This window comes from Acinetobacter sp. LoGeW2-3, assembly GCF_002688565.1.
Taxonomy (GTDB): Bacteria; Pseudomonadota; Gammaproteobacteria; order Pseudomonadales; family Moraxellaceae; genus Acinetobacter.
Genome location: NZ_CP024011.1, coordinates 481,770 through 507,593 on the forward strand (window position 1 = coordinate 481,770; position 25,824 = coordinate 507,593).

Genomic DNA, 25,824 nt, shown 5'->3' on the forward strand with positions numbered 1-25,824 from the left:
TTGTCCATTGAACAGTACACAGCGAAGCGGTATTGCATTTCATTTCCTGCGCGAAGATTTCAGAACAACCCGAAAGACAGTATTTACGAATATTTTGATTTTTTTCTCAATGATCAAAGATGACTAATTTCGCTATTCTGTAAAATAATGAATGTTTAGATAAACTTATTTTTATCACCAAAAACTGAATAAAAACACAGGTATTAGCGCATATATTTAAAGTTTTCTGAAATTGCAAAACCTGCTTTATACTACGCGCACTTTTTTACTTTCCTATCTCCTATGCAGACTGATTCAGAAGCTACAGTGCAGGCACGGGCCATTGCACTGTTGCCGCTTATTGTATTTTTAACAATCTTTTTAGGCAGCGGGATTTATCACACCATGATCGGAACCGAGTTCGCGTTCTATCAGGTAAAAGCCCCTGTTGCTGCTCTGCCTGCGATTATCTTGGCTGCATTAGTGTATCGCGGCAAACTCAACCAAGGTATTGAAGAATTTCTTAAAGGTGCCAGCCATCCCAACCTGATCCTGATGTTCATGGTGTTTATGCTGGCCGGTGCATTTGCCAGTGTCAGCAGTGCCATTGGCAGTGTCGACGCCACCGTGCAAATGGGCCTGTCGGTGATTCCACCAGAATTTGTCTTGCCGATGCTATTTATCATTTCGGCATTCATTGCCACCGCAATGGGCACTTCCATGGGTACGATTGCTGCCTGTGCCCCGATTGCTTTTGGCTTTACCCAAGCCACCGATATTACCGTGATTCATGCCATTGGGGCTGTCGTTGGCGGTGCGATGTTTGGTGATAACCTGTCGATGATCTCGGATACCACCATCGCTGCGACCAGCAGCCAAAAAGTTCAACTGCGGGATAAGTTCCGGGTCAATGTTTGGATTGCAGTCCCCGCATCAATTATTACCATTGCGATTTACTTCTTCCATACCAGCACAGCAAGTGGTGTGGAATATAAGGACTTTAATTGGCTATTGGTACTGCCTTATATCGCCGTCTTTGTGTTGGCCTTTAGCCGCTTGCATGTACTTGCAGTTTTGGCGATTGGCGTGCTGCTGTCTGGCCTGTTTGGTCTGTTCGCCACTCCAGAATTTGACCTGCTTAAATTGAATACTTCAATTTATGACGGTTTTGTAGGTATGTTCGAAGTGGCTTTGCTGTCCATGTTCCTCGGTGGTTTATCAGCCATCATGCAACGTGAAGGTGGCTTGCGCTGGTTGATTGAACGCATCTATGCCCTGACCCGTTTATTTAAAGTGGGACGTCAACGTGCTGGTGAAATCGGGATTAGTTTTTTGGTGATATTCTCGAATCTATTTGTGGCAAATAACACGGTTGCGATTATTTTATCTGGTGATATGGCACGTGAAGTTGCCAAAGAATATGGGGTTGATCCGAAACGTTCTGCGGCTTTGATGGATATTTTCTCTTGTGTGGTACAAGGTTTGATTCCCTACGGCGCTCAGCTATTACTGGCCTGTTCAATTGCCAAGCTATCTCCAGTGGAACTGATTGGTGGTGTGTATTACTGCTGGATTCTAGCCATCTTTGCAGTATTAGCAATTGCCTTTAGATTTCCCAAACTCAAAGCAAATGCTTAAGCAGTAAAAGTGAAAAATGGGCGATCCTTATGGGTCGCTTTTTTTATTTCTTTTCTTCTTCAATTTTCAGTTGTTTTCGTGCTTGCAACAAAGTTTGTCCAGTTGCCGCTTTATAGGCACGTGCCAATGCTGATTGATCGGAATAGTCCAGCTGCTGGGCAATTTCAGTCAGACTGATTCCTTGCTGTAACAACATCTCACAGCGTTTCATACGTTCCTGTTCCAGTAGTTTTTTAAAGGAACTGCCCTGTTCGCTCAAATAACGCTGTAGGCTACGTGATGACATCCATAGCTGTTGTGCCAACTGTTCAATTTTAATCGCTTGCTGTTCAGTACGCAGATGATCAGCGATAATTTTTCTTGCCTGTTGTAAGGTTGATTCATTGGAAGATTTGGCAGCAATGGCTTCTTCTGCCTGACGGATGAGAAGTTGCAATAGCATCGGATCCGCCTGTTCAGATTTGAGCTTCAGATCATGTAGATCCAGTTCAAAACCATAATAGGCCTGAGAAAAATGTACGTCTAAGCCAAAGAATTTCTGATAATGCCGTTGTGTCATCAACGGCGCATGAGCAAATCGAACGCAGCGTAATACCAGCGGATGATCCTGCAAAATATAACGACCCAGTTGTACCATTGCTGCAATAGTGAGTTCATTCAGTAACTGATATTTTTCATGGATAAAATCCCAGTACAATTCAATACTATATTCATGCTGTTTTATTTGTAGAGGAACAAACTCACTGCCATCCACCACTAGCCGTTGAAAACGCATGATATAACCGATCATCTCGGAAATACTGCTGCTTTTCGAGGCCATATAACCCAATACCCCAAAGTGTTCAGGACGAATGGATTGGACGATTTCAAAGATCAATTGTGGACAATGTAGATGAGCTTGGGTTCGCTCAATCACTAAATTTAATAGTTCAAGAGGCACTTCAGTATCAAAAGGCTGATCAATCAGATGGCTCAATGGTGTATGCAGATCTTGAAGAAAATCAGCTTGCAGCGGCTCTATATTCAGGCTTCGCAGATGCGTAGCCCAAAGCTGAATATAACCATTGGATATTCTTATGTCCTGCATATGTAATTCTCTATGAGCGCAGCAATTTGACAAGTTTTATTTTCATTTGGCGTAAAATGTATAAAAATTGGCAACAACTGTCAAAACAATTTGTGTAATGGTGGACATACTGTCAGCATCGACATCAACAAGAATGACAAAAGATGAATGCACCATTAAAAACGACTGTACAACCGGTGGTTCGCACCAATCTTGATTTTAAACTTGATGAAATTCCTCGCTTCTGGTTTGGCGGCGACCCATTCCTGACCCGTATGTTTGATGCGCTGAGCCTGACTTTTCCAGACGGCGAACGCTACTTCATTCAAAGCGTACGTCTATTCCGCGACAAGATTACCGATCCTGATCTGCAAAAACGTGTGGCAGACTTTATCCGCCAGGAAGCACAGCACGGCATCGCGCATGAAAAGATGAATCAGGTCATGAAACAGCAAGGTATGCCAGTCGACCAATTTATTCAGCGGTTAAACAAGATTTTTAAATTCGAACTGGAAAAACGTTCTCCTCAATACAATATTGCCATGACCGCTGCAGCTGAGCATATGACTGCCCTGATGGCAGAAACTTTCTATACTTATAAAGACACCTTGAGAGAGGCACATCCTTATGTGCGTGCCCTGTTTGCCTGGCATGCGATTGAGGAAATGGAACATCGTGATGTTGCCTTTGACGTCATGCAACAGGTCGGCGATGTACCGGAAAATCTACGCAAATTTACCTTGGCATGGACCAGTGCATTGATGATCGGCTTTACTATTTATCGTGCCAATGTGATGTTAAAGCATGATGGATTTACACCACGCCAACGTCTGCAGATGAATATCCGAGGCCTGCCATGGTTCTTTGGTAAAAAAGGCACACTGACCCGGATGAGCAAACAGTATCGTGACTGGTTTAAAAAAGATTTTCATCCAAGTCAGCATCCGGTGATTGCTCAATATGATATCTGGGTAAAAACACTGGCTGAAACCGGTGATCCGATTCAGGCGGGTGAAGCGCTCTGGCAAGCTGCAAAAGATTAAAGATTTAGAATATCCTAAATAAAAAAACCTTCAATTGAAGGTTTTTTTATTACTAATGATTACCACTTAGCGTAATGCTGCTCAAGTAAAGCATATTCATCCAATAGTACATATTCCTGATTATCCTGCTGAATGGTCCCGGATACCCTTGCCTGCCACTGGCTAAACTGGCTACCTACGAGGCGCAGGTTCAGGTTTTCATAACGACGCCAGCCCGTAGTCACTTGCAGATTTAGCTTGTCATCTAGTGAACGGATACTCCACTGGTTGTCTGATTCCTGCTGAAACAACACATCGCTTAATGCATAAATTTTGCCATTCACCCACAAACAGTTTTCATTGCCAAAACTTTCATTCACGCCTGAAGCCAGATTGAGTCCGATCCGGTTCTGTTTTGCATCCCAGAAATTACAGGATAGCCAGAACCATGCAGTTTCAGGACGTAAGAACCCACAGGTGTCATCCAGTGAAGCAAAGGTACGTTCATTAAACTGAATGGTCTGCCCTTGTCTTGTAACGAAATGCCCTTCACAGCCCAAAGTTGTTAACTTCTGAGTATAAGTCCAGCCATTGATTCCTGTTGGGCTACACATGCTCAGCGGATCAGTTCCGGCACAGAAAATACGGGCACTGAGTTTGATATCGCCGTATTTGGTCACGGTGATATAACGCACGCCATTGGCATGTTGAATTTCGATCTGGTACGGAGATTTATGGAAATAACTGTGATTAAACAGCGGCTGTTCATCTAAAACCGTATGCCGTGACAGGAAATTAATCGCGTTCCATTCTCGTACTTCATTGGTTTGATGGTCATAGATATAGAAAAAACCATGCCCTGCCCAAGCGATATCGGCAATCGCTACACCAATGCTGTAATGCTCATGCTGGATACTACAGAATTTGAATTTTTTGTATTTGAGATTTTTACGCCAGCCAGCAACCACCTGTCCATAGGGAGTTTTGTACTGATAAGCGTTGTAATCGATACTTTTGGGAATTTCTTTAAAACGTCCGTAACGTGGTTGTCCATTTGCCTGAATTAAATCCATGTAAGGCATTCCATATAAGTAGGAGAGTTTATACAGCCGGGTTCAATATTATGCTAATTCCTTAGTCTTGATAAGGAATTTTTTATACCGTTTATCGCCAAATTATGAGCAAGGATTTGATTTCATTTGAATCTTATTCTTTTTTAAAGACCCTACTTTAAAGAAATCAGAAAGAAGAATAAAAAGGTTTCAATATTTTTTAGTTAGCTCTCTATGACACGTGATAGCGACACGGATGTCGCTCGTTTGTCAGGGATACAGGATGTATCCTCTGACAAACAAAGGGGTTTAGTCTTGCGGAGACATGCTCCTCATACCCCGTCAAAAGTAAATAACACTTAGGGATGGAAAGAAAATCTATCCAAATTTTGAAGTGCATTAGCCTTAATCTAAAGCTAATAAGCAGCCAATATTAATGTTACTTTGGAAAAGCCCAAAGTAACCAAAGGCTTTTTGTTGAGCAGACATTACCTCCCTGTAATGCTGCTCAACGGACGACATCCATGTCGTCTTCTAAATATTCTTATTACTAGAAGAAATTCGCTCACATAATTCTAAGGTTCATAAAAAAATCGTGCCGAATTGCTTCAACACGATTTTTATTAAATATAACCTCTCCCCTTGCGAAGCTGTTCTTCTCATCTCCTGCGAGGAGAGGGCTTAAAGGAAGTTACATCTCAACCATTTCCACGCCATCAATACGTGCAACAGTCATCAAGTCCTTATCACCACGACCTGAAACAGTCGCAATGATAATTTGGTCCTTGTCCATAGTCGGAGCAAGTTTAGTTACGTATGCCATGGCATGTGAGCTTTCCAGCGCAGGGATAATACCTTCAATCTTGGTAAGATCACGGAAACCTTGTAGTGCTTCTTGATCATTGATTGGTACGTATTTCACACGATCCATATCTTTCAAGAAGCTGTGTTCTGGCCCTACACCTGGATAATCCAGACCTGCAGAGATCGAATGTGTTTCAATGATCTGACCTTGTTCATCAGACATCAGATAAGTACGGTTACCGTGTAGTACACCGACATGACCAGCATTCAATGGTGCAGAATGTTTACCACTTTCAATACCATGACCTGCTGCTTCAACTCCGTACATTTTCACGTCTTGATCATTCAGGAATGGATAGAACAAGCCCATCGCATTTGAGCCACCACCCACGCAAGCAACCAATGCATCTGGAAGGCGGCCAGCTTGCTCCAGAATTTGACGACGTGCTTCACGACCAATGATCGACTGGAAATCACGTACCAATTGTGGATATGGGTGTGGACCTGCAACCGTACCAATTACATAGTAAGTAGAGTCGACGTTAGTCACCCAGTCACGCATCGCTTCATTCATGGCATCTTTCAGGGTTTTAGAGCCACTTTCGACCGGTACCACAGTCGCGCCCAGTAAACGCATACGATATACGTTCATGGCTTGACGTTTCACATCTTCAGCACCCATGAACACGACACATTCAAGGCCTAAACGTGCTGCGATAGTTGCAGTTGCTACACCGTGCTGACCAGCACCAGTTTCCGCAATAATACGTTTTTTACCTGACAGTTTCGCAAGCAATGCCTGACCAATCGTGTTATTTACTTTGTGAGAACCGGTATGGTTTAAGTCTTCACGCTTCAAGTAAATCTGCGCACCACCCAACTCTTTAGACCATCGCTCAGCATGATAAAGCGGACTTGGACGACCTACGTAGTAAGCGAGGTCACGGTCGAATTCTGCCAAAAACTGTTCGTCATTTTTCATACGGAAATACAGCTTCTCCAGATCTTCCAGAGCTGCCATAAGAGTTTCTGACACAAAACGTCCGCCATGGATACCGAAATGCCCGCGTTCATCCGGGAATTGGGTATAGTCAATCACATTATTTTGCTGATCCACGATGGACTCCTTGCATAAAGCGTTCTATGAGTTGTTGGTCTTTAATACCTTTTGCGGACTCGACACCGCCACTCACATCGACGGCGTACGCCTGTGTGGTGTGAATTGCCTGTTCGATATTGTCAGGGTTTAAACCACCTGCCAAGATCAAAGGAATATTGAGTTTAGGGAATGTGGCCCAGTCAAAGCTATGCCCGGTTCCACCTTTTAGGTCAGGATGCCATGCGTCTAATAGCACTGCGCTTGCGCCTGCATCCTGATATTTTTGAATTTCAGCCACTACATCCAGATTCGGTTTGACCTGAATGGCTTTGTACCAACGGCGTCCCACCTGTTTGGCAATCGTCTGACATTGTTCAGGTGTTTCATCACCATGAAATTGCAGAATATCTAACGGCACCGTTTTTAAAATAGTCTGTATTTCATCGGCATTGCTATTTACGAATAAACCCACTACCTGTACATAAGCTGCAACTGCTTGAACCAGTGTTTCAGCCTGTTCCAATGTCACACTGCGTGGGCTCGGTGGATAAAATACAAATCCAATCGCATCACAGCCGGCATTCACTACGGCATGTACATCTTCAACTCGGGTGATTCCACAAATTTTGGCACGGGTTCGCATATTGATTTGGCTCGAAAATTTTCTCAATGTCATAGCCGATCTATGAAATTGAGCGAATCATTGTAAAGCAATTTATAGGGCTTGCGTAAAGTTCGATCTGATATTTATTTATTCAGATTGTGTAAATGAGATGCTCATCTTATACTGCGCTCACCTTGCAACAAGTCAAAGCCTCCTGCTTTAGGGAAGCTGGTGTAAATCCAGCACTGCCCCCGCAACGGTAAAAATGAAACGTCAATCAATTTAAACCTCTGGTTTACACCACTGCATAGAAAAATATGAATATGTGGGAAGGTGGATTGGCAGCATGGCAATAGCCCTGCACATTTAAGTCCGGATACCTGCTTGTTGTGTTCTTTAACTCAATCGTTCACGGGGAGTGAATGTATGGAGCACATATCATGACTATTCAATTTCAGCCTGCTGCCTTAGCGGGTTCGATCGCACTTGCGTTGGGTTTCACATCTTCTGTTCATGCTGCAGAGCAAAAAGTAGCGAAAGCCTCTTTAGATACAATTGTCGTTACAGCGACACGGTCTGAAGAAAAAATTGAAAATGTGCCTGCACGGATCAATGTCATTGAACCAACAAAATTGAAACAATCTCCTATCGCATCATTGCCTCACCTATTAATCGATGATGCCTCCATTAATATGGTACAAACGGGCGGTCACGGGCAACAGGCTTCTATTTTCCTACGCGGAACTGAATCTGATCACACACTAATCATGCGTGATGGAGTTCGTCTAAATACTCCATCTCAAGGCTCTGCTTCTATTCAATTTGTTGATACGACAGATCTAAAACAGATTGAGATTTTAAAAGGACCTGCTTCTGTTCTATATGGCACTGATGCAATTGGTGGTGCAATCCAACTCGTTTCTAAAACTCCTGATAAAACTGGAGGTTTTATTACAGGTGAAGTGGGTGAAAATAACACTTATAAATCAATTGTTGGAGCTGACCTCACTGAAAATGGATTTTATGCTCAAATCCGTGGCCAACGTCTTGAGTCAGATGGCGATATTATTTTGAATAATGACGACCGTAAGTATAACTATGATCAGAAAGGCTACAGTGCCAAAGTTGGTGTAGATAAAAAGCATTTTTCAACTTCTTTAGATTACAGCCAAAATGAAGGAAATGGTGCTTACAATTTAAATGGAAATCTTGTTTCTCAAGATTTTAAAAATGAAATTATTAACCTCAAAGGCAAAGCTCAGATTTCATCAAATATTGAATTAATTGCCCATCTCTCTCAATTCAAAGATGATTTAGATCAGCTCAATAAACCGGATTTTGTCCATAATACTGCTCGAGAAGCTGAATTATATGGCAAATGGCAATTTACACCTGTACAAAATATTTTGGCCGGCATCACACATAAACAGATGAAAGCTGATACCTTTTCTCAGGGAGAAGGATATGAATGGAATGGTGTTTTCTACCCTGGGGAAGATGTCTTTTATGATAAAAAGATCAACTCTACTGGTTACTTTGCTCAACACCAATATCAGACTGACAAAATTCAGACTCAAGTCGGAATTCGTGTAGAAGATAACGAACGATTTGGCTCGCATACTGTAGGCCAAGGTGCTATCCGCTATCATTTAACCCCATCAACTAGTATATATAGCAATATTGGCAGTTCATTTAGAGCACCAAGCATGAATGACTTATATGCACTCAGCTGGGGTGGAAATCCAGATTTAAAACCAGAAGAAGGCTTTGCTTATGAGATAGGTTTGGATCAAGAACTTACAGATAATTCGGCCCTAGGTTTATCCATATACCGCAATGAAGTAGATAACCTAATCACTTCCAAAGCGGGGAAATTGGTGAATGTGAATAAATCAGAATTCACTGGTAGCGAACTTTCCTATAAATGGAAAGCAAATGATCTATTCTTGAATGCATCTTATGCTTATGTACAGGCAAAAGATGCTGACCTCAAAGAAGATCTACAAAAAAGACCACGTCAAAAAGTTACGCTTTCAACAGGTATTCAAAAAGAAGTATATGGTTTGAGTGCTTCAGTTGTTGGAAGCTCAAAATCCAAAAGCTGGGACAGCCGATACAAAAATCCAGGTTATGCCACTATCGATTTAAATGCTTACTGGAATATCACTCCATCTGTCAAAGTTTTCACAAATATTGAAAATATTGGTGATGTCCAATATGAGACAGAATATTTTGGTGGGAATGGTACTTACTATATCAACGGCGGTCGCCTTGCCTCTGCCGGTGTCACCTTTAAATACTAAATCCCCTTTTAGCTAAATACTTTTGAGGATAATGTCCTGCTTATGGCATTATCCTTTTTAAATTGAGATATCAGAATATTAAGGAAACTATATGGGCCACCGTTTAAGTAAAATCTATACTCGTACCGGCGACTCAGGCACTACAGGTCTCGGTGATGGCTCACGCGTTGCCAAGGACGACCTGCGTATTACTGCTTTAGGTGATGTCGATGAACTCAATGCAACAATTGGTGTATTACGTTCACAAATTGCAGTCAGTTCAATTATAGATAAAGCAACTTGGGATAAATCTCTCAGCCTGATCCAACACTGGCTCTTTGACCTTGGAGGTGAAGTCTGTATTCCCGGCTTTAATCTAGTTCAACCCGTATCAATTGATTTTTTAGAAAATGACATTGACCGGATGAACGAAGCTTTGCCAATGCTGAAAGACTTTATTCTGCCAGCAGGTTCATTGGCTTGTAGCTTTGCTCATCAGGCACGTGCAGTTTGCCGTCGTGCTGAACGTAGTGTCATGTCTGTGCATAGCCGTGACCAGAATATTCAAGCCACATCACTTCAGTTACTGAACCGTCTATCAGACTGGTTATTTGTTGCTTCACGTACTTTGCAACGCGCTGAAAGTGGCTCTGAGGTGCTTTGGCAAAAAAATATCAATGAAACCATTGATCAATAAAACCGCTAAAACTTCTTAAATTCCCCAGAAAAATCTGCGCCAGCGATCTTTGCAACAAAGTATTTCAGGCGCAGAATATCGTCATTGTTTCGTCACATCTATTCGACACCATGTATTTATCTTTATTTTCTGGGGTTATTACAACATGCGCATAATCGGCCATCGTGGTGCGCGTGGGGAAGCACCAGAAAACACTCTCGGTGGATTCCAATATATTCAAGATATTGGGATACGCGCGGTTGAATTTGACGTACGTCAACTCAAAGATAATGCTCTGATTATTATGCATGATGATGATTTTGTCCGTACTACAGGTCAGAAAAAATCTCTCTATGAATGTAGCCGTGAAGAGCTGTCTCCATACAACCATGCAGTGAAATGGTCTGACTGGAATCGGGTTGAACCAACTCCTCTGCTCAATCAGACTTTAAATGTAATTCAGAACTTTGATCATATTGAAGTCGAAATCAAAGAAGTTACTTCCGAAGCTGCCGCAGAGCAACTCACACTGGAATTACAGCAACAACTCAAAGGTTTTGAACACTCAGCCATCATCACCAGTTTTGATGCCAAAATTCATGCGGCACTACAACAACAAAAATCACAGTTTAAACGTGGGCTATTAATTGAAACTGACCTTAAAAACAAAGCCATTGATCAAGCACTTGAACTGGGCTGTTGTCAAATCGGTTGGATGAATGAACTAGCCAACAAAGATATGATTAAGGCGACTCAAGCTGCCAAGCTGAATATCAGTGTGTGGACAGTCAATGATATTGAGCGTGCCAAAGAATTGCGTGATTTAGGTGTACAAGGTTTAATCACTGATTATCCTAAACTTATGCTACAGCAGCTCTAAAATAAAATTTATGTTTTCTCAGCCTCCTTAGAATTAAGGGGCTTAATTTTTTTTTGTGAACTAGTGAACAGCCGAGTAAACACATTGCTATACATCTGTATCTAATCTTATTAACAATGTACTCATTATGAAGGTCTTCTAGGAAAGCTCAGTCCGATTTTCGTGGCTATTCATAGCTTTTCTATAACCAGTTATAGAGACTTTATCCTTATATGAATAATTCTGATACATCCATGAACTAAATATTAATTTTCTGATTTTTAACTGGTTAAATTCCTCATTTTAACCCTCAAAAATTGCACCCAGTCACAGCTTAAAAATGTCATATTTCGTTTTAATTATTCTGTTACTCATAAGTACAATACAGCTGTGCAATAAAGCTAGTGCCACCCTATTGCCCATGTTAATATGCATAAGTTCAATCCCCTATAAATCGTAGAGGATTTGGCTTTTTAGATATATCTTCCTAGGTTCAGAAACATCTTCCTAGGTACCAGGAGTGCTGTTGGAGATGAATGCTCCCTTACCTCAAGCCCCAATTAACTGGGTTGCCATGTTTGCTCTGGTTGTATTACCAATCGTAGCTGTTATTGCACTTCCGTTGTATGCGTATCACTATGATTTCAGTCTTGCTGCCTGGATCAGTATGTTTGTTTTACTTGGCGTTAGTAGCCTCGGTATTACAGCGGGTTACCATCGTCTTTGGGCACATCGTGCTTATGAAGCGACTTTAACATTAAAAATCATTCTGATGATCATGGGTACATTTGCTGTACAAAACAGTATTTTGTATTGGGGTTCAGGTCACCGTACCCATCACCGCCATGTTGATGATGTCGAAAAAGATCCATACTCTATCAACAATGGTTTTTGGTATGCGCATTTGGGCTGGATGCTACGTGATTATCCTGCAGCAGAACCGAACTATAAGAATGCACCTGACTTACAGAATGACAAAGTAGTGATGTTCCAGCATAAGTACTATGTACCGCTGGTGATTGCTGTGCATGCTGCTATTCTGCTACCAATTGGCTGGGCTGTAGGCGATGTCTGGGGTGTATTATTACTCGGCGGTTTAGTCCGTCTGATCCTGAGCCATCATGTGACTTTCTTTATTAACTCATTGTGTCATATGTGGGGATCACGTCCATATACAGATGAAAATACAGCACGTGATAACTTCTGGTTAGCTATTGCAACTTGGGGCGAGGGTTACCATAACTATCATCATATCTTCCAATATGATTACCGTAATGGTGTGAAATGGTGGCAGTATGATCCAACAAAATGGTTAATTTGGACTTGTTCCAAATTAGGCTTGGCGAAAAATCTACGTCGTATTCCAAGCTTTAATATCAAAAAAGCTGAACTGGCGATGAAGTTCAAATATGCCGAGCAAGATTTGGCAGTGTATGGTCATGATGTCAATGAAGACATTGCCAATGTTAAAAGCAAGATTGCTCTTGAATATGATGCTTTCACGCAGACCTTGAATGACTGGGCTAAGTTGAAAGAAAAAGAAATTCAAGTGAAAAAGGCAGCGGTTGCTGAGAAAATTCATCAGATGGATGACAAGCTTAAAGTTGAATTCCAACTGGTAGAGCAACGTCTGTCTCATCACCGTGAAACATTGAATTTGCTGGTACGTAATCTGAAAAAAACACCAGTATCTGAATAATTTAAATACTGTACAAACGCTCCGAATTCGGGGCGTTTTTATTTTTAACTAGTCAAAAATGATCAACAGTTTTCATTAACATTCTTTGTTATAGTGAACTAAATACACGCTAAATTTGATTGCTATGCACTTTAATGCCCGTTATAACACCCTCCCTTCCCGTTTCTATCATCATCAACAACCAGTTCCATTAAAAGGCCCTAAAGCCGGGCATTTTAATGAAGCTTTAGCTGATCAGCTGCAATGGACAGAACAAGACAAAGCTGAATGGGTCGAAATTTGCAGTGGTCAAAAAACCTTTGCTGAATTTGAGCCACTAGCGATGGTGTATGCTGGACATCAGTTTGGTCAATGGGCTGGCCAACTTGGGGATGGACGTGGACTTTTAATTGCGCAAATTCTAGATCAAAATAATCAGACTATTGATTTGCATTTGAAAGGTGCTGGATCTACACCTTATTCCCGTATGGGTGATGGTCGTGCCGTACTACGTTCGGTGATTCGTGAATATCTTGCAGGTCATGCTTTAAACTCCTTGGGCATCGCATCTAGTAATGCTGTTGGCTTTACCTCATCGACGCAAGGGATCCAGCGTGAAAGGCTTGAACCTGGAGCGATGATGTTACGGACTTCTGACTGTCATATCCGTTTTGGTCATTTTGAATGGATCAATCAGTATCAGCCTGATCTACTCACCGAATTTACGCAAAAATGTATCGAGTGGCATTATCCAGAATGCCAGCAAGCAGAACAACCAGTACTGGCTTTTGCAACTCAGGCTATTCAACGTACAGCCGTCATGATCGCGAAATGGCAATTGGTGGGTTTTGCACATGGCGTGATGAATACCGATAACCTAAATATTACCGGTTCCACATTGGACTTTGGTCCTTATGGTTTTATGGAACGCTTCCGGCCGAACTGGATCAACAACCATTCGGATTATCAAGGGCGTTATACCTACCAACAGCAGCCCAGTATTGCGCACTGGAACCTATGGACCTGGCTGAACAATCTGGTTCCACTCTGCCCTGCTGACTATGATAAAGAGCAATGGAAACAGGATTTATCTGATTGTCTTGAACATTTTGAGCCAACCTTCCTAGAACATTATAAGTTGGGTCTTACCCAAAAAATGGGTCTGCCAGGTTTCCATAAAGACAGTTTTGACTGTGCTATGGCTTTCTTGAGAATCCTGCAAAGCGAACAACTAGATTATACCCAAAGCTTTATCCGTCTGCAGAATAAGGAGTATGAAGCGATCAAAGATGATTGCTTGGATCGCCGCAGCTTTGAAAGTTTCCTGAGTCAGTATCAGAGCATCCGTGAATATCAGGACACTGATGAATTAGATGCTGAGATGACTAAAGCCAATCCACATTATATTCTACGTAATCATATGGCTCAGAAAGCAATTGAACTTGCCGAAGCAGATGACTTTTCAGAAGTAGATCGCCTGTTTAAGCTATTGAGTCAGCCATTTATCAAGCAATCTGAGCTGGAACAGCCTGAAGATCTAGGCCCATTACCAAGTGATGTTCCGGAAGTCATGGTGAGCTGTTCATCTTAATTTATTCACAAGTCATTCCAAAACTGTGGATAATTTAGACATTATCCACAGTTTTTCTTTGAATTATTCATCGCTTATGACCTTACCCTCAATCGCCAATCAAACCGCACTCTCCTTTCCAGAGGTGAGTTGTACCCAGCCATTTGGTGAAGGCTGCGATGTGTATAAGGTGCTGGATAAAGTGTTTATGCTGCAGTTTCATCTGCAAGGCAAAGCAGCGATTAACTTGAAAGTTGAACCTGAGCATGGCGACATGCTACGGGATATTTATCCTTATATTCGTACTGGCTGGCATATGAATAAACGGCATTGGATTACCATATTTGAGGATGATGAATTGGATGAATCTTTGGTAAAAGATCTGATATTTAATTCTTATGAGCTGGTTGTGTCTAAATTACGTAAGGCTGAACGGCAACGTATTGAGCTGATTAAAAATATCTAATAAAAAAGCGAATAGCACTGTTGCTACTCGCTTTTTTCATTTGAAGAAAATATTTATTAATGAGTAAATTTTGGTGTTTGTACTTTCTATTAAGTTTTACCTCTAAGATTTATACCTTCTTCCTATGCAAAAATTTAAACAAAACAAATAGTAACATGATCCACACCGGCAACATCAGCACTGACAACATAAAACCTTGATCCCACATGATATACAGTACCGTGAACATAAAGGCTAAAACCAGATAGTTACTTAGAGGTGAAAACAATGCGGAGAATCTGGTCTGTATGGCTTGTATCCGAATAGCTTGCTTAAATTTAAGATGAATCAGAGTGATTATGATCCAGTTCAATACCGCTGCCGCAACTACAATATAAATCAGATAGCTTAAGGCTTTTTCAGGTATAAAGTAGTTCAGCACTACGCAACCGAAAATCAGCAACGACAAGAATAGCACTGCAGGAACAGGAATCCCTCGTGCATTCACTTTTTTAAAGGCTTTCAGTGCATTACCGTGTTCCGCCCGACCCAACAGCATCCGGCTATTAGCATACATCCCACTCTTACACACAGAAAGTGACGCCGCCAGAATAATGAAATTGAGTAAATGTGCTGCCCAATCTATACCGATCAGATTAAAGATCATTACAAATGGACTATGGTCTAAGTCACCTAAGTTCAACTGATTCCAAGGTACAAGTGACAATAAAACCGCTAAAGAACAGATATAAAATAGAAACACGCGAATCACGGTCTGATTCACGGCCTTGGGAATATTCTGTTCTGGATTTTCTGTTTCGGCAGCCGCCATACTAATCAGTTCAATCCCGCCGAATGCGAACATCATAAAGGTAAGCATATAAAACAGGCCTTCAAAGCCATTGGGGACCCCCCCATGTGCCCATAAATTTGTTATTGAAGCTGTAGAATTTGCATCTGCGGTAAACAGTAAATAGATCCCAAATAAAATCATCGCGACGATCGCAAGGACTTTAATCATCGACAGCCAAAATTCCGACTCCCCATAAATTTTGACATTGGTGAGATTCATGGCGGTGACAGGAATGAAGAAAAATAATACCGAAGCCCATGCGGGAATCTCTGACCACCAGTAATTGATGTATTTACCAATTGCAGTCAGTTCCGTCATCGCCACGAGAATATACAGAATCCAGTAATTCCAGCCGGTTAAGAATCCTGGAAACTCACATCAATATTTAAAGGAAAAATAGCTGAATGAACCAGTTACAGGTTCATGCACAATGATTTCACCGAGTTGGCACATGATCAGAAAGGCAATCAGACCACCAATCAGGTAACCTAAAAATAATGAACGGACCAGCAGACTGAATGATATGAGCTGAACCTAAAAATAGGCCAGTACCAATGGCACCGCCCAGGGCTATCAATTGGATATGATGATTCTTCAAACGGCGTTGCAACTGCGGCGTTTCACTCTCCAAGACATATTCCCATGATGAATAAAAATAGGATTGTATCGGGTCTATAGCCAATCAGCCGACTCATAAATTTAAGTAATTAATTGTTAAATTTATATTTTTTCGTCTAAAATAATTAGTTTAAATGAGATCATAAATAGTTAATTTGATTCTAATTGCAAATAAAGCCATATCTTTTTCTAGGTAATTTTTTTTGGTTTCTGATGCTGTTAATCAATCGCATTAAAAGCCTCCTGATAAACCACCTCTCCTCTCGGAATAGGTTCATGAAATGCAATCGCCTGAAAGTATGCTGGAGGTACATCTGCCAGATATAACTCTGGATAAGTTTGAAAACCGAATCTTGAATAATAATTTGGATCACCCAACACTACGCAGCCTTGAGCATCAAACTGTTTTAATCGTTCTAAAGCTGCATGTATAAGCAATGAACCAATCCCCATTCCCTGTTTTTCGGGCAATACAGAAATTGGGCCAAGTCCATACCAGCCCCTTGCTCCTGAAGATATCGTCACAGGAGAAATCGCCACATGCCCAACAATGATTCCATTTTCAACTGCAACCCTCGACACCATCAGTTGACCATGATTGCGCAGTCTATTCACAATAAAATGTTCGGTATGGCTACTATGTTCGGCATTTAAGAACGCTTGTTTGGTTAAATTTTCAATTGCCTGCAAATCAGTTTTTTGTTCATCACGAATCTGGATGCCCATCGAAGGTTCTTCCTTTGATCTGGTTATTTTTATAGTAAAACGTGCCGCAGTATTTTCCAGAAAATAAAAAAGCGAATAGAAATACTCTATTCGCTTTTATGATTTCCTTAGACTAGATCAGTCCTCAGGATATTCAAAACGGTAGCCTACACCATACACTGCCTGAATCCACTCATGACGGTTACCTGTTTCCGCAGCATCAGAAATCTTGCGGCGCAGGTTCTTGATATGACTATCAATCACACGGTCTGCTACATCAAAGCTGTCTGGATTAATGTGATCCAGCAATTGCGCGCGTGAATACACCTGACCGACATGCTCAAGGAACAATTCCAGTAAGCGGAATTCGGTTGGGGTCAGGTTCAATGCCTTTTGTTGATACCAGATGCGCTGTTGTGATTTATCCATACGGAACAAATCATTGCTTTCCGGTTCAGCTTTACGATCCAGACGGCGCAAAACCGCCTGCACGCGTGCCACTAGTTCCTTCGGACTAAATGGTTTACAGATATAGTCATCTGCACCCATGTTTAAACCCAATACACGGTCAATCTCTTCAGTACGTGCCGTCACCATAATGATGGGTAAATCAGACTGCTCACGCACCTTACGGCAGATGGTCAAACCGTCCATACGTGGCACCATCAGATCCAGAATCATCAGGCTTGGCTTACGTTGGGTAAAGCTGTTATAGGCCTCCTGTCCATCATGAAACATGCTGACTTCAAAACCAGCAGCTTCTAGATAGTCTCGCACCAACTGTGCAAGTTCGACTTCGTCTTCAACCAGCATGATATGTTTCATGAATAAACTTCCTTATGATTTCATTTGTTTAGGAAAGGTCAGTTTGCAACGCAATCCACCCAATGGTGAATGGTCGAAGCTTAAACTGCCGCCTAATGCTTGAGTAATTTTACACGATAATGCCAAACCAAGTCCGGTACCACCAGTTGCACGGGTACGCGAGTCATCTACACGATAGAAACGCTCACCAATTCGTGCCAGCTGTTCATCAGTCAGACCAAATGGACTGTCATCGACATATAAGGTCCATTCTTTTTCATTCTGTTCAGTATGAATATGCACCTGCCCGCCTGCTTCAGTATAGCGAATACTGTTACTGAACAAGTTGGCCACAATCTGTTTAAAACGATCCAAATCCAGCTCGACTTCTGCACCTTCACCTTCTGCAGTCACAGTTAATTGCGCCTGTTCAAACTTCGGATGGAAGTTCATTAATTCCTGCTGCACGACATCCCATGGATTCACCGTACTGACATACATCTGTAATTGCTGTGCATCCGCCTGTGCCAAAGCCGCCAGATCCTGAGTCAGTTTTTTCAGGCTAGTGACTTGGCCTAGCATCGAAGCAAAATGTTCTGGTGTTGGTTTACGAATACCGTCCTGCATCGCTTCAATCTGTGCCTGCAACACAGCTAGAGGCGTTTTCAACTCATGTGAAGTATCCGCTACCCATTGACGACGTGAAGTTTCATGCTGATCCAGAATGACGGCTAACTGATTTAATTCGTTAGACAGATCACCCAATTCATCATTACGGTTTACTTTAACCTGATGCTGATAATTGCCTTTGGTGAGTTCACGTGTCCCTTTCAGCAAACGCTGAATCGGCTTTTTGAAATAGGTCGCTAACAACAGTGCAGCAATCAAACTGGTCAGAATACTTAGACCATATACTAAGAACAAGTAACGTTTCTGATTACTAAAGAAATTGATGCTGAGTGCATCTTCTTGGTCTAGAACCGGTTTTAAACCTAAGTAGCCCACAATTTTATCGTCGACCATAATCGGACGATAGGAAATCTGCTCATCCGAAGGCTCACCCACTACGAAACGACGTTTGGCATCATAGAGAGATAAACGTGAGCTTAAACCGAGACGATCGGGCATCTGGATAAACTGTTTTTTACCAGCTTGCGGCTGAGTTGTTAACTGAGAGCCATTTTTACGATCTGATCTAAACAGGTTTTGATTAGAACTCAGTGGGAACTTTAAACCTTCAAAAGGCTGAAACTGTGAAGGTAAGTTAGCTGCCAGTACACGTAACTCTTCTTCATTCGCGGCACGCTGTTCAGCATCTGTGCCCATCAGACTTGGAGCCACATTGGCTAAGGTTTGATCTTTAAAATAGCGCTGTTGCAGAGCAATATCATACTGGCGACGCAACCACCAACGCGACAGACGGTCATAATCATCTGGAGCTGCTTCACCTTCGATCTGTAGAATCTGTGCCTGAATCGCATTGCCCCAGTCATCATAAACCCCGTAAACCTCGGCCAGGTTTTCAATGACATGATCGAGTTTCTGCATTTCTACATCGGCAACATAGCGTGTGAAATTACGCTGCATGTTAAGATGAAGCACACCGAGGCTCACCGTGGTAATCACCAAGGTGGTAAACAGCACTGTTAAAAACAGCCGGAGTGCAATCGGAATGCGGCGAATATTCAAAAGCAGATTCTCAGTTTTTTCCTCTAGATTCATTATTGTAGCGAACACAGGCTAAAAAAACTCTTCATTGTTTCTTCATCTTTATTGTTTATTCTTTGCAGCATATATATCAGGCCCGTGGCGTGGAGACAAATACAATGAAAGCAATGACAAAAATCATCGTCCTAGGTGCAAGCGTTCTATCGATGGGGGCATTGACTGCGTGTCAATCAACCAAGCAAGTGCAAGGTGAAGATCATCCGCAGATGATGAAACATCATCAAGATCATAAAGGCCGTCAACTCACTCCAGAACAGCGCGAACAATTTAAGCAGATGCATGCACAACGTGCTGCGTTTTTTAAGCAAATGCAACAAGCCTGTGACAATAAAGCAGTTGGTAGTGCAGTTCAGGTAAAAGCCGGTGATAAAACTGTAGATGGTACTTGTCAGATCTACTTCAAGGCCGATCGTAAAGACATGAAAGCTGCGCGTGGCGAGTTTCGCGGCATGAAGGGTGAACATCGTCCAATGCGCGGTGACTTCCGCGGTGCATCAAACCGTGGTGAAGCGCTGACTGATGCGCAACGTGCAGACATGGTCAAACAGTTTGACCAGCGGCTCGCTCAACGTCAGGCACAACAGAAAGCGGTTGTTCAAGCCTGCCAAGGTAAAAAAGACGGTGCAGCTGCACAGATTAAAATTGGTGAAAAAACCATTAACGGTCAATGCCACGTGCGCTTCCAGCCAAATGCTCCGGTTAAAGCGCCAGCTGTGAAAGCATCTTAATTGAGCATTTGAAATTTATTGTTAAAAAGGCACCTTCGGGTGTCTTTTTTTATGCCTGTTCATTCTTAGAACTAAGTCTATCTAAGTGTGCAGGTTTTTGACCATTCGTGTCAGATATTTTTTTATAAAAACGTTTACACTCAATATACTTAAGATTTCAAGGGTAATTATCTTTGACTTTACAGTCACCAAGAAATCGCCCTGAAATGCTTGTGCCAACAGGGAAGATGTTGCACGATTAGACCCATGTCAATACGTGTCAGTGAAGGCACGTTTCAATTTAATTCAGGATTATAACGCTGGTATAAACCAGTATTGAGGAAACCGATATGCCACAATACAAAGCGCCTTTACGTGATATGCAATTTGTTTTGCATGAGCTTTTAAATGCTGAACAACATTATGCCAGCCTGCCTGCATTCCAGGAAAACGTAAGTCGTGAGCTCGTGGATCAGTACCTAGAAGCTGCAGCTGACTTCTGTGAAAATGAATTATCTCCTTTAAACCAGGTCGGTGACCGTGAAGGTTGTACTTGGAACGACGGCGTTGTCACTACTCCGACTGGCTTCAAAGAAGCGTATCAAAAATACATCGAGCTAGGTTTCCCTTCTCTTTCTGCAGAAGAGCAATATGGCGGTCAAGGCTTACCGAACTCTTTAGGTATCACCATTTCTGAAATGGTTGGTACTGCGAACTGGGCATGGGGCATGTACCCTGGTCTATCTCATGGTGCTGTACGTACTTTAGAACACCACGGTTCTCAAGAACAAAAAGATGCTTACCTGCCTAACCTTGTTTCAGGTGTATGGACAGGTACCATGTGTCTGACTGAATCTCATGCAGGTTCTGACCTTGGTATTATCCGTACTAAAGCTGAACCACAAGCAGACGGTAGCTACGCAATCTCTGGCGAGAAAATCTTTATCTCTGCTGGTGAACACGACATGGCTGAAAACATCATCCATATCGTACTGGCTCGCCTTCCTGGCGCACCTAAAGGTACTAAAGGTATTTCCCTGTTCATCGTGCCGAAGTTCAACCTGAATGCTGACGGTTCTATCGGTGAGCGTAATGGCGTACGTTGTGGTTCAATCGAACACAAAATGGGTATCCACGGTAATGCAACTTGCGTAATCAACTTTGACAATGCAAAAGGCTTCCTGATTGGCCCTGAAAACCGTGGTCTGAACTGCATGTTCACATTCATGAACACTGCACGTATCGGTACTGCTGTACAAGGTTTGTCTGCATCTGAATCATCTTTCCAAGGCGCGTTAGCGTATGCGAAAGACCGTTTAGCAATGCGTTCTTTAACTGGTCCTAAAGCACCGGAAAAAGAAGCAGATCCAATTATCGTTCACCCTGCTGTACGTAACATGCTTTTAACTCAAAAAGCATTTGCTGAAGGTGGTCGTGCACTGGTTTACCTGTTGGCCCAATATGCTGACGTGGTTGAACACGGTGTAGAAGAAGCAGACCGCAAATTTGCTGACAACATCCTGTCTCTATTAACCCCAATTGCAAAAGCATTCCTGACCGAAACTGGTTCAGAAGCTGCGAAACACGGTGTACAAGTATTCGGTGGTCACGGCTTTATCTCTGAGCACGGCATGGAGCAAATCGTACGTGATACACGTATCTCTTGCCTGTACGAAGGTACCACTGAGATTCAAGCGCTGGATCTGTTAGGTCGTAAAGTATTGGGTACTCAGGGTGCAATGTTGAAAGACTTCACCAAGATCATCCATAAATTTGCTGAAGCCAACAAAGACAACGCTGGTCTAAAAGAATTCCTTGAGCCACTTGCTGCGCTCAACAAGGAATGGGGCGACCTGACTATGCAGATCGGTATGCGTGCTATGCAAAACCCTGAAGAAGTGGGTGCTGCTGCAGTAGATTACCTGTACTTCTCTGGTTATGTGACGCTTGCTTACCTATGGGCACGTATGGCACTGGTTGCTCAAGAGCAATTGGCTGCAGGTACAACTGATGTAGACTTCTACAATGCGAAGCTGACTACTGCACGTTTCTACTTCAAGAAAATCCTGCCACGTGTTCGTTCACACGTTGACCTGATTGCGACTGGTGTAGAGCCATTAATGAGCCTGGATGCGGAACATTTCGCATTCTAAGCTGATGCAATTTTAAATGCAGAAATAAGGAAAAGGACGGTTACTTTTAAGGCGTCCTTTTTCTTTATAAAGAGTTACAGAATTAACCTTTAGTCGTCTAACAATAAGATTTTTAATGCATTAGACTGACTCAAAATCAATCGAATCAAACAATAAACAGGTGACACACTATGCCAATTTATAACGCGCCACTTGCCGATATGAAATTCATCCTGAACGATGTATTCAATGCAGAACAATTCTGGCAAGCCAATGAAAATTTAGCTCATTTAGATGCTGCAACAGCAGAAGCTATTCTTGAAGAAATGGCTAAATTTGCGCAAAACGTAACCCTTCCATTGAACCGTAGCGGTGATGAAGAAGGCGCGAAATATGAAAATGGCGCAGTGACCACTCCTGCAGGCTTTAAAGAAGCTTTCAAACAATATGCTGAAGGTGGCTGGATTGGCCTGGGTGCTGACGCTGAATGGGGCGGTCAGGAAATGCCAAAAATGCTGACTGTACTGTCAGACGAAATGTTGTTTGCTACCAACCCTTCTTTCATGCTGTATCCACTGCTATCTGTCGGTGCGGGTATGGCACTGAACAGCTATGGTTCTCAAGAACAAAAAGAAACTTACCTGCCAAAAATCTACTCAGGTGAATGGTCAGGTACTATGTGCTTAACAGAACCACATGCGGGTACTGACCTCGGTATTATCAAAACCAAAGCTGAACGCAATGGTGACGGTACTTATAGCATTACGGGTACTAAAATCTTCATTACTGGCGGTGACCACGACCTGGCTGAAAACATTATTCACCTGGTATTGGCAAAAACACCTGATGCACCTGCTGGCTCTCGTGGTATTTCCCTGTTTATCGTACCTAAATTCCTGGTAAATGAAGACGGTTCAATGGGCGAACGTAATCCTGTTGGTCCAGGTTCAATTGAACATAAAATGGGGATCAAGGCATCTGCAACTTGCGTGATGAACTTCGACGGTGCCAAAGGTTACTTAGTTGGTAAAGAAAACGAAGGTCTGGCAGCAATGTTCGTGATGATGAACTACGAACGTCTGTCTATGGGGATCCAAGGTCTAGGTGCATCTGAGTTTGCTTATCAAAATGCAGCACAATATGCGACAGATCGTCTGCAAGGTCGTAGCGCTTCTGGCGTTCAATCTCCAAACAAACCAGCGGATAGTATCTTAGTTCACGGTGATGTACGTCGTATGCTTTTAAACGCACGTGCGAACAACGAAGCATCTCGTGCTTTCGCTGTGTACGTAGGTCAACAGCTCGACATCACCAAGTTCTCTACAGATGCAGAAGCAATCAAAAAAGCTAACGACCGTGTTGCCTTGCTAACGCCAATCGCGAAAGCATACCTAACAGATACTGCATTTAATGCAACACTTGATGCACAAATGGTCTTCGGTGGTCATGGCTATATCCGTGAATGGGGTATGGAACAATGTATCCGTGACCTGCGTATTTCACAGATCTACGAAGGGACCAACGGCGTTCAATCTCAAGACTTGATCGGTCGTAAGACGATTAAGTGTGGCGGTGAATTCATCGCTGAATATATCCAGGAAATCCGTGACTTCACTAATGCACTAGATGCGGATTTGAACTTCATTAAAGATGCAACACTTGATGCTGCTGCAGAAGTTGAAGCAGTGACTCAGCACATCCTTGAAGCTGCAAAAGAAAATCCTGAATATGCGAATGGTGCAGCAGTAGATTATCTACATGCGGTAGGTCTGTTGAGCTTCTCTTACATGTTTGCGCGCATTGCCAATGCTGCGAAAGACAAACAAGGTGAGTTCTATCAGAACAAACTCGGCCTTGCGCGTTACTTCGTACAACGTATCCTGCCTGAACTAGCGCTGCGTATTACTAAAGTGAAAGCGGGTTCAGAAGCATTAACACAATTCTCTGAAGATTACTTCACTACTCAAGCTTAAGCTTCTTAAGCCATAAAAAAACGCCTGCAATCGCAGGCGTTTTTTTATTACTCTTTTAAACTTTTTCGATCAGAATCGTATCTGGCTGATTGGCCACCTTAGGATTCAGATGCTTGTTTACAATTCGGATTTCCCCTTCAGACTGCAATGATTCACACAGTTCTAAGACTTTCTGCATATCATCACTTTTAATCCCCGTACCTAGAATTAATTTTTTACCTGCTTCTAATTGACTAATCTTATTTTGGATTTTTTCTAACATCTTTTTTCTCCCTCATTATTCGATGTACAGCTTCTACAATATAGCAATTTGCTATGAAAAAAGTACACTTTTTCATCTTTTTAAATTTTTATTTTTCATAAGTCATCTTTCTTTGCATGAAATTTGCAGGACATTTCCTGAGATTTATAAATTATTCATTCTTAATCAGGAGGACATCGTAATGAAACCGAATCCCAAAGCCCTAAAAATAGAAGCCCTCCTCGACCGTTGCGGTAATCTTGCCGTAGAAAGTTTCCATTATCTCGCCCTGTTTATCATTGGCTGTATGGTGATCTGGTCTGCCGGTCATACCGTCATCGACATTTTAACGGTTAAACAATTTGCCAGTATTGATGACATTCTGCTGTTATTTATCTATTTAGAATTGGGAGCAATGGTTGGTATTTATTTTAAAACCAATCATATGCCAGTTCGTTTCCTGATTTATATCGCAATTACCGCGCTGACACGCCTGCTGATTTCTGATATTCAGCACACACATAAGGCCAGCATGGATCAAGTGATTATTACCGGTTCTATCCTGATTTTGGCTTTAGCTATTTTAGTCGTACGTTATGCATCCTGGACCTATCCTTCGATCATTCGAGATAAGCATAGTGAGAAACCATTACCACCGGGCAAAACCCCACGTCCTGAAGATGATGAGTTGGCATAACCTTTAAAAAGTCCCCCTTTGAAAAAGGGGGATATAGGGGGATTCATTAATCAAAAATCCAATCACCTCTCCTAAAAGGAGAGGGAAATTTTTAAAAAATTTCATAAAAATGATAGAAAATAAATCCCCATTTATTAAACGGTAAGCCATATATAGCGAAAGAGAGGGATTGAAAACTTATCGGTTATTCACCAACACATAACGTCCATTTTCAAAAATCCAGTGCATACCCGCAGGTGGATCAGGTAGGCCGAGACGGCGCCAGTCATTGATCAACACATAACGTGAGCTTTCAATATGCGCCACATTCGGATCACCATTCACCCAGCTATAGCTGTTTGAATTTTGATAAATAGTAGTCGGTGCCTGATATTGAATGCTAACCCCATTCTGAAGGACAGGACGATTCGGATAATGATGCACAGGTGGCAATGGACGCTGTGGATAATGCTGCTGTAGTGGACGTGGAGGCAAAGGACGTTTATAAGTATCTTTGCTGGTATAACCGACCCAGTCATTTCCTGCCATAGCTGCTATAGAAGCTCCAAATAAGAGTGCAGCTAGACAGGCGCTGGACAAGATAATTTTCATA

At 42.2% G+C, this 25,824-nt stretch carries 21 protein-coding genes, 1 pseudogene and 1 riboswitch; of the genes and pseudogenes, 12 read left to right on the plus strand and 10 right to left on the minus strand.

Going from position 1 to position 25,824, the window contains the following annotated elements:
* The first annotated feature begins 282 nt into the window (after positions 1–282).
* The gene (locus BS636_RS02340) at positions 283–1,617 is read left to right on the plus strand and encodes a Na+/H+ antiporter NhaC family protein (RefSeq protein WP_099337338.1); all 1,335 of its coding nucleotides are present in this window, start codon (positions 283–285) and stop codon (positions 1,615–1,617) included.
* Between the two features lie 43 nt (positions 1,618–1,660).
* On the opposite strand, the gene BS636_RS02345 is transcribed toward BS636_RS02340, so the two are convergent.
* Positions 1,661–2,704, minus strand: a complete 1,044-nt coding sequence (locus BS636_RS02345) for a helix-turn-helix domain-containing protein (protein ID WP_099337339.1) — start codon at positions 2,702–2,704, stop codon at positions 1,661–1,663.
* A gap of 143 nt (positions 2,705–2,847) precedes the next feature.
* On the opposite strand from BS636_RS02345, the gene BS636_RS02350 reads away from it, so the two are divergent.
* Positions 2,848–3,726 (plus strand): metal-dependent hydrolase, encoded by an 879-nt coding sequence (locus BS636_RS02350; protein WP_099337340.1) that lies wholly within the window; start codon positions 2,848–2,850, stop codon positions 3,724–3,726.
* 59 nt (positions 3,727–3,785) lie between these two features.
* Here the strand turns inward: BS636_RS02350 and BS636_RS02355 are convergent, their stop codons facing one another.
* The 3 genes from BS636_RS02355 to BS636_RS02370 form a co-directional block, all read right to left on the minus strand.
* Positions 3,786–4,778: a DUF2804 domain-containing protein gene (locus BS636_RS02355; RefSeq protein WP_099337341.1), complete on the minus strand. Its 993-nt coding sequence runs from the start codon at positions 4,776–4,778 to the stop codon at positions 3,786–3,788.
* Positions 4,779–5,448: 670 nt separating this feature from the next.
* Positions 5,449–6,678 carry a tryptophan synthase subunit beta gene (gene trpB / locus BS636_RS02365; protein ID WP_099337342.1) on the minus strand — a complete coding sequence of 410 codons (1,230 nt, stop codon included), beginning with the start codon at positions 6,676–6,678 and terminating at the stop codon, positions 5,449–5,451.
* Positions 6,662–7,303: a phosphoribosylanthranilate isomerase gene (locus BS636_RS02370; RefSeq protein WP_265735296.1), complete on the minus strand. Its 642-nt coding sequence runs from the start codon at positions 7,301–7,303 to the stop codon at positions 6,662–6,664. The genes trpB and BS636_RS02370 overlap by 17 nt, the downstream gene beginning before the upstream one ends.
* A 145-nt stretch (positions 7,304–7,448) precedes the next feature.
* Positions 7,449–7,667, plus strand: a riboswitch (cobalamin riboswitch).
* A gap of 37 nt (positions 7,668–7,704) precedes the next feature.
* Between BS636_RS02370 and BS636_RS02375 the strand changes: the two genes are divergently transcribed.
* The 6 genes from BS636_RS02375 (at position 7,705) to BS636_RS02400 (ending at position 14,795) form a co-directional block, all read left to right on the plus strand.
* A complete protein-coding gene (locus BS636_RS02375; protein ID WP_099337344.1) occupies positions 7,705–9,567 on the plus strand; it encodes a TonB-dependent receptor plug domain-containing protein in 1,863 nt (620 codons plus the stop codon).
* A gap of 91 nt (positions 9,568–9,658) precedes the next feature.
* Positions 9,659–10,243: a cob(I)yrinic acid a,c-diamide adenosyltransferase gene (locus BS636_RS02380; protein ID WP_099337345.1), complete on the plus strand. Its 585-nt coding sequence runs from the start codon at positions 9,659–9,661 to the stop codon at positions 10,241–10,243.
* A gap of 145 nt (positions 10,244–10,388) precedes the next feature.
* A complete protein-coding gene (locus tag BS636_RS02385; protein WP_099337346.1) occupies positions 10,389–11,102 on the plus strand; it encodes a glycerophosphodiester phosphodiesterase in 714 nt (237 codons plus the stop codon).
* A 511-nt stretch (positions 11,103–11,613) separates the two neighbouring features.
* Positions 11,614–12,780 carry an acyl-CoA desaturase gene (locus tag BS636_RS02390; RefSeq protein WP_099337347.1) on the plus strand — a complete coding sequence of 389 codons (1,167 nt, stop codon included), beginning with the start codon at positions 11,614–11,616 and terminating at the stop codon, positions 12,778–12,780.
* 124 nt (positions 12,781–12,904) lie between these two features.
* Positions 12,905–14,350, plus strand: a complete 1,446-nt coding sequence (locus BS636_RS02395) for a protein adenylyltransferase SelO (RefSeq protein WP_099337348.1) — start codon at positions 12,905–12,907, stop codon at positions 14,348–14,350.
* 76 nt (positions 14,351–14,426) lie between these two features.
* The gene (locus BS636_RS02400) at positions 14,427–14,795 is read left to right on the plus strand and encodes an MmcQ/YjbR family DNA-binding protein (RefSeq protein WP_099337349.1); all 369 of its coding nucleotides are present in this window, start codon (positions 14,427–14,429) and stop codon (positions 14,793–14,795) included.
* Positions 14,796–14,904: 109 nt separating this feature from the next.
* On the opposite strand, the pseudogene BS636_RS02405 reads toward BS636_RS02400, so the two are convergent.
* The 4 genes and pseudogenes from BS636_RS02405 to baeS all read right to left on the minus strand — a co-directional run bounded on the left by BS636_RS02405 (position 14,905) and on the right by baeS (position 19,443).
* Positions 14,905–16,258: pseudogene (locus tag BS636_RS02405) on the minus strand (amino acid permease).
* 206 nt (positions 16,259–16,464) lie between these two features.
* The gene (locus tag BS636_RS02410; RefSeq protein WP_099337350.1) at positions 16,465–16,971 is read right to left on the minus strand and encodes a GNAT family N-acetyltransferase; all 507 of its coding nucleotides are present in this window, start codon (positions 16,969–16,971) and stop codon (positions 16,465–16,467) included.
* A gap of 117 nt (positions 16,972–17,088) precedes the next feature.
* Positions 17,089–17,775, minus strand: a complete 687-nt coding sequence (locus tag BS636_RS02415) for a response regulator (protein WP_099337351.1) — start codon at positions 17,773–17,775, stop codon at positions 17,089–17,091.
* 12 nt (positions 17,776–17,787) lie between these two features.
* Positions 17,788–19,443: a sensor histidine kinase efflux regulator BaeS gene (gene baeS, locus BS636_RS02420; protein ID WP_099339582.1), complete on the minus strand. Its 1,656-nt coding sequence runs from the start codon at positions 19,441–19,443 to the stop codon at positions 17,788–17,790.
* Positions 19,444–19,580: 137 nt separating this feature from the next.
* On the opposite strand from baeS, the gene BS636_RS02425 reads away from it, so the two are divergent.
* The 3 genes from BS636_RS02425 (at position 19,581) to BS636_RS02435 (ending at position 24,294) form a co-directional block, all read left to right on the plus strand.
* Positions 19,581–20,210, plus strand: coding sequence for a hypothetical protein (locus BS636_RS02425; protein WP_099337352.1), 630 nt, complete (start codon positions 19,581–19,583; stop codon positions 20,208–20,210).
* Positions 20,211–20,539: 329 nt separating this feature from the next.
* A complete protein-coding gene (locus BS636_RS02430) occupies positions 20,540–22,342 on the plus strand; it encodes an acyl-CoA dehydrogenase C-terminal domain-containing protein (protein WP_099337353.1) in 1,803 nt (600 codons plus the stop codon).
* Positions 22,343–22,512: 170 nt separating this feature from the next.
* The gene (locus BS636_RS02435) at positions 22,513–24,294 is read left to right on the plus strand and encodes an acyl-CoA dehydrogenase C-terminal domain-containing protein (RefSeq protein WP_099337354.1); all 1,782 of its coding nucleotides are present in this window, start codon (positions 22,513–22,515) and stop codon (positions 24,292–24,294) included.
* A gap of 55 nt (positions 24,295–24,349) precedes the next feature.
* Here BS636_RS02435 and BS636_RS02440 read toward each other — a convergent pair whose 3' ends face one another.
* Positions 24,350–24,556, minus strand: coding sequence for a hypothetical protein (locus BS636_RS02440; RefSeq protein WP_099337355.1), 207 nt, complete (start codon positions 24,554–24,556; stop codon positions 24,350–24,352).
* A gap of 181 nt (positions 24,557–24,737) precedes the next feature.
* Between BS636_RS02440 and BS636_RS02445 the strand changes: the two genes are divergently transcribed.
* Positions 24,738–25,232 carry a phosphate-starvation-inducible protein PsiE gene (locus tag BS636_RS02445; protein ID WP_099337356.1) on the plus strand — a complete coding sequence of 165 codons (495 nt, stop codon included), beginning with the start codon at positions 24,738–24,740 and terminating at the stop codon, positions 25,230–25,232.
* Between the two features lie 177 nt (positions 25,233–25,409).
* Here BS636_RS02445 and BS636_RS02450 read toward each other — a convergent pair whose 3' ends face one another.
* Positions 25,410–25,823 (minus strand): RcnB family protein, encoded by a 414-nt coding sequence (locus BS636_RS02450; RefSeq protein ID WP_099337357.1) that lies wholly within the window; start codon positions 25,821–25,823, stop codon positions 25,410–25,412.
* Position 25,824 lies beyond the last annotated feature (1 nt).